3 protein-coding genes are annotated in these 4,016 nt (G+C 72.9%); 1 reads left to right on the top strand and 2 read right to left on the bottom strand.

From position 1 onward, the window contains the following. Nucleotides 1–70 precede the first annotated feature (70 nt). Nucleotides 71–1,150 carry a tellurite resistance/C4-dicarboxylate transporter family protein gene (locus ABZ312_RS44885; protein WP_500327172.1) on the bottom strand — a complete coding sequence of 360 codons (1,080 nt, stop codon included), beginning with the start codon at nucleotides 1,148–1,150 and terminating at the stop codon, nucleotides 71–73. A 71-nt stretch (nucleotides 1,151–1,221) separates the two neighbouring features. Next, nucleotides 1,222–3,168 (bottom strand): 1-deoxy-D-xylulose-5-phosphate synthase, encoded by a 1,947-nt coding sequence (gene dxs, locus ABZ312_RS44880; RefSeq protein WP_500358520.1) that lies wholly within the window; start codon nucleotides 3,166–3,168, stop codon nucleotides 1,222–1,224. Nucleotides 3,169–3,498: 330 nt separating this feature from the next. On the opposite strand from dxs, the gene ABZ312_RS44875 reads away from it, so the two are divergent. Then, the gene (locus ABZ312_RS44875) at nucleotides 3,499–3,867 is read left to right on the top strand and encodes a MarR family winged helix-turn-helix transcriptional regulator (RefSeq protein ID WP_500440208.1); all 369 of its coding nucleotides are present in this window, start codon (nucleotides 3,499–3,501) and stop codon (nucleotides 3,865–3,867) included. Nucleotides 3,868–4,016: the final 149 nt, after the last annotated feature.

The following is a 4,016-nucleotide window of genomic DNA, read 5'->3' as shown; positions in this document are numbered from 1 at the left end:
GCCCGCGGTCAGGCCCCGGGCCTGACCGCGGGCGCCTTCGGCCGGCGGGGTGCGGCCGGCGGCTGCACGCCTACGACAGCGGCCGGGGAGCCCTACGGCGGGGCCGGAGCTTGGCCGCCACCATGGCCGCGAACACCACGGCCCAGAACGCCGCGGCGATCCAGACCTCCCAGCGGCCCATGCTGGCCATCCACGAGGTTCCGGTCGCGCGTCCCAGCTCGTGCGTGGTGACCGCGTACATGCCGACCGGGAAGACGAGGTTCCACCAGCCGAGGTCGTAGTGCAGCGGAATGCGGCGCAGCGCGTGCCGCCACACGCCCAGGGCCAGCAGAAGGGGGATGAGCCAGCTGGAGAACGACCACAGGACGACGGACGATCCGACGAGGAGCGGGCGCGACAGCATGGTGCTGCCCGCGGGGAGTGCCATCAGCCGCACTGCGGCAAGGACTGCGATCGCCGCCGCCCCCATGAAGATCCAGACGGACGTCATGAGGCCTTCCGGCCGGACCGGCCGGGCCAGCAGTCGGGCCAGGACGATGGCGGCGGTCAGCAGGTACTGCACCAGGCCGACGGCCCAGCACACCACCGCCAGCACCGGCAGGACGTTGCCCGGGGTCACCCGGGCCAGCGCGGCCGCCGCGAGCGCCACCGACTCCGATCCCACCGCCCACAGGAACCAGGTGCCGTTCACCTGGTCGAACGAGGGGCCCCGTTTCAGGGTGGTGATGAGCGCGAGCGGGATGCCGTAGTCCAGCACCACCCACCCCAGTGCCCCGAAGGCCAGGAACGCCCCTGCGACCGCGGTGTGGCCTTCCGGCGCGAGGCGTGCGGCCAGCACGTTGGCGGAGATGGCGACGGTGAGGAACGCGAAGGCGCGCGGCCCCATGAAATCCGCGACGAACCGCTCGCGCTGCCGCAGCAGCCGCCAGCCGTAGGCGGGCAGCAGTACCGCGAACCCGGCCAGTGCCACCCACAGCAGTACGGCGGAGGCGGTGCCGGCGCCGTTGACGTACAGGGCCGTGGAAACGATGCCGGTGCCCATGACGAACGCGAGCGCGCCCGCGTTGAGGTCGGCCACCGCGGCGGATACGGCCGCGCGGCGTCCGGAAGGCGCCTGTTCATCGATTCTGCGACAGCTGATCTTGGCCATGACGCATCCTCCGACCGCTGACGCGGTAGCAGCATATTACTGGTATGTGCATTTCATCGTCTTTCGGGCACCTAGGCGGTCCGGGGGCCGCCGGGCACGGCGGGGACGGCGACGCCCACCAGGGCCTCCATGACGCTCTCCGCGACGGCCTGAGCGGTCAGGCCCGCTTCCGCGAGGATCTCGGCACGGGTGGCCTGCCGGGGAAACCCGTCGGCCACGCCCAGGGCACGCACCGGGGTGCGGATGCCGGCCTCCTGCAGGGCCTGGCCCACCGCGGTGCCCACTCCCCCGGTACGCAGGCCGTCCTCGACCGTGACGACCAGGGCGCGGTCGGCGGCGAGGACGGGCAGTTCTCCGGGCAGCGGCTTGACCCACAGCGGGTCCACCACGGTGACCTCCACGCCGTGCTCGGCGCAGAGCTCCGCCGCTTCGAGGGCGACCGGGGCCATCGTCCCGACGGCGATCAGCAGGACGCCGCCGGTGCCGGGGCCCTCACGCAGGACGTCGACCGCACCGGCGCGACCGGCCGCCGGGATCGCCGGGCCGACCGCGCCCCGCGGGTACCGCAGGACCGTCGGCGCGTCGGTGATCACGACGGCCTGCCGCAACTGCTGCCGCAGCGTGTGCGCGTCACGGGGAGCCGCGATCCGCAGGCCGGGGACGGCCTGAAGCATCGCCAGGTCCCACAGCCCGTTGTGGCTGGGTCCGTCGTCCCCGGTGACCCCGGACCGGTCGAGTACGAGGGTCGCACCGAGACGGTGCAGCGCGAGGTCCATCAGCACCTGGTCGAGTGCGCGGTTCAGGAAGGTGCCGTACAGGGCGATCACCGGGTGCAGTCCCGCCATGGCCATCCCGGCGGCCGAGGCGACCGCGTGCTGCTCGGCGATCCCGACGTCGAAGAACCGTGCCGGATGGCGTGCGGCGAAGTCGTTCAGACCGACCGAGCCGGGCATGGCCGCGGTGATCGCCACGACGTCCGGGTGCGCGTCCGCCAGCTCCACCAGTTCCCGGCCGAACACCGCCGACCAGGTCGCAACGGCGGGCCGCAGAGGACGCCCCGTCCGCGGGTCGATGGCGCCGATGCCGTGCAGATGGTCCTCCTCGTCCTCCTCGGCGGGCGCGTATCCGAGCCCTTTGCGCGTGATGCAGTGGACGACGACGGGCGCGCCATGGGCCTTGGCCCGCTCCAGGGCTGCTTCCAGGGCGGGGATGTCGTGGCCGTCGACCGGCCCGAGGTAGTGCAGTCCCAGCGCGCCGAAGAGCGAGTGCGGCGTCACGGCGTCGGCGGAGCCCTCCACCAGGCCCGCCCTCAGCCCCTCCTTGATGCCCTCCTTGGCGGCATGCAAGGTGCGGTGCAGCGCCCGCCCCGGCGTTCCGGCACCGCCGAGGGCCTGTTTGCCCCAGCCCGCCAGACGCTCGTAGCCGGCGTGGGTGCGCAGGGCCGTCAGGTGCCGCGCGAGTCCGCCGACGGTCGGTGCGTACGAACGGCCGTTGTCGTTGACGACGATCACCACGGGCCGGTCGGGAGCCTCCGCGATGTTGTTCAGGGCCTCCCAGGCCAGCCCCCCGGTGAGCGCCCCGTCGCCGACGACGGCGACGATGTGCCGGTCCGCCTCCCCCGCGAGCTGTCCGGCCTTGGCCATGCCGTCGGCGTACGACAGCGCCGCCGAAGCGTGGGAGTGCTCGATGTGGTCGTGCGCGGACTCCTCCCGGCTGGGGTACCCCGACAGGCCGCCGCGCTGCCGCAGGCCGGTGAACTCACCGGCCCGTCCCGTCACGATCTTGTGGACGTACGCCTGGTGCCCGACGTCCCACAGCAGCCGGTCACGCGGCGATTCGAAGACCCGGTGCAGTGCCAGCGTCAGCTCCACCACGCCGAGGTTGGGCCCCAGATGGCCGCCCGTGGCCGCGACGTGCCGGATCAGGAACTCGCGGATCTCCCCGGCGAGCCCTACCAGTTCCGGATGGCTCAGGCCCCTCAGGTCCGCGGGCCGGTTGATCCCTGCCAGCAGGCTCATGCCGCTGCTCCTCATCGATGCCGCTGTGCCGTCGGCGGACGCACCCGCCGCCCGGACCGACCTGTGCGGCCCCACCGCCTTGACGACGGTAGATCCGGGAGGGCACGGGAACGGACGGTCCCGCGTGCCACGGCGGCCTCACATCAGGACATCGGACGGGCGGCCGGCCGCGGGCCGCCCGTCGCCGCGTCACGGAGCGCGCACAGACGACGCGGTGTCCTGATCCGAGGGCTTCTTGTCCCCCGTTCCGCCATCAGCTGCGTGGGGAAGCCCGGTTATGCCCGTAGGGCCGCGAGCTCGCGGCCGGTGAACCCACCCCGGGGATGAAGCATGACCGACCGCCATCCGGCCACCGCCACACGGCAGCCTCCACCCATCCTGTGGAGCCTGGGTCTCCTGCACGGCGAACTGCGGGGGACGCACGGCCTGTCGCTCCACGACTACCTCATCCTCGGTGCCCTCGCGGAAGCCGAGGGCCGGCCCGTACCCCTGACCCGGCTGACGGCGCTCCTGCGCGAGACGCGGACCCGGATCGCCTCCCTCCTCACGGGCCTGGAGGCGGAAGGGCTCGTCGAACGCAGTCGTGGCCCCAGAGATCGCAGAACGATCGAAGTGACCCTGACCGAGGCCGGACGTGCCAGGTTCACCGACGCCGAGCGGGCCGCGCACGAGCGGCTGCGCCGGCATTTCGTCCTGTGACCGGTGCACACGCCACGGTCGTCGGCCGGGCACCACGAGGCCTGTCGACGGGCGTCGGAGAAATCTCGGGCGGTGATGTCGAGAACCCGTGGCCGGCTCCGTCCCCGGGGTGAAGGCGGCCACAATGGGTCGCACCGGCACCAGGGAGA

It is taken from the genome of Streptomyces sp. NPDC006207 (genome assembly GCF_040613835.1).
In the GTDB taxonomy this organism is placed as follows: Bacteria; Actinomycetota; Actinomycetes; order Streptomycetales; family Streptomycetaceae; genus Actinacidiphila.
Note: the sequence above shows the minus strand (reverse complement) of the source record. Positions and strands in the feature narration are given on the sequence as shown.

Coding starts and splice junctions, on each gene's coding strand:
- ABZ312_RS44885 (WP_500327172.1), bottom strand. CDS start 1,150: ATGGCCAAGATCAGCTGTCGCAGAATCGATGAACAGGCGCCTTCCGGA.
- dxs (WP_500358520.1), bottom strand. CDS start 3,168: ATGAGCCTGCTGGCAGGGATCAACCGGCCCGCGGACCTGAGGGGCCTG.
- ABZ312_RS44875 (WP_500440208.1), top strand. CDS start 3,499: ATGACCGACCGCCATCCGGCCACCGCCACACGGCAGCCTCCACCCATC.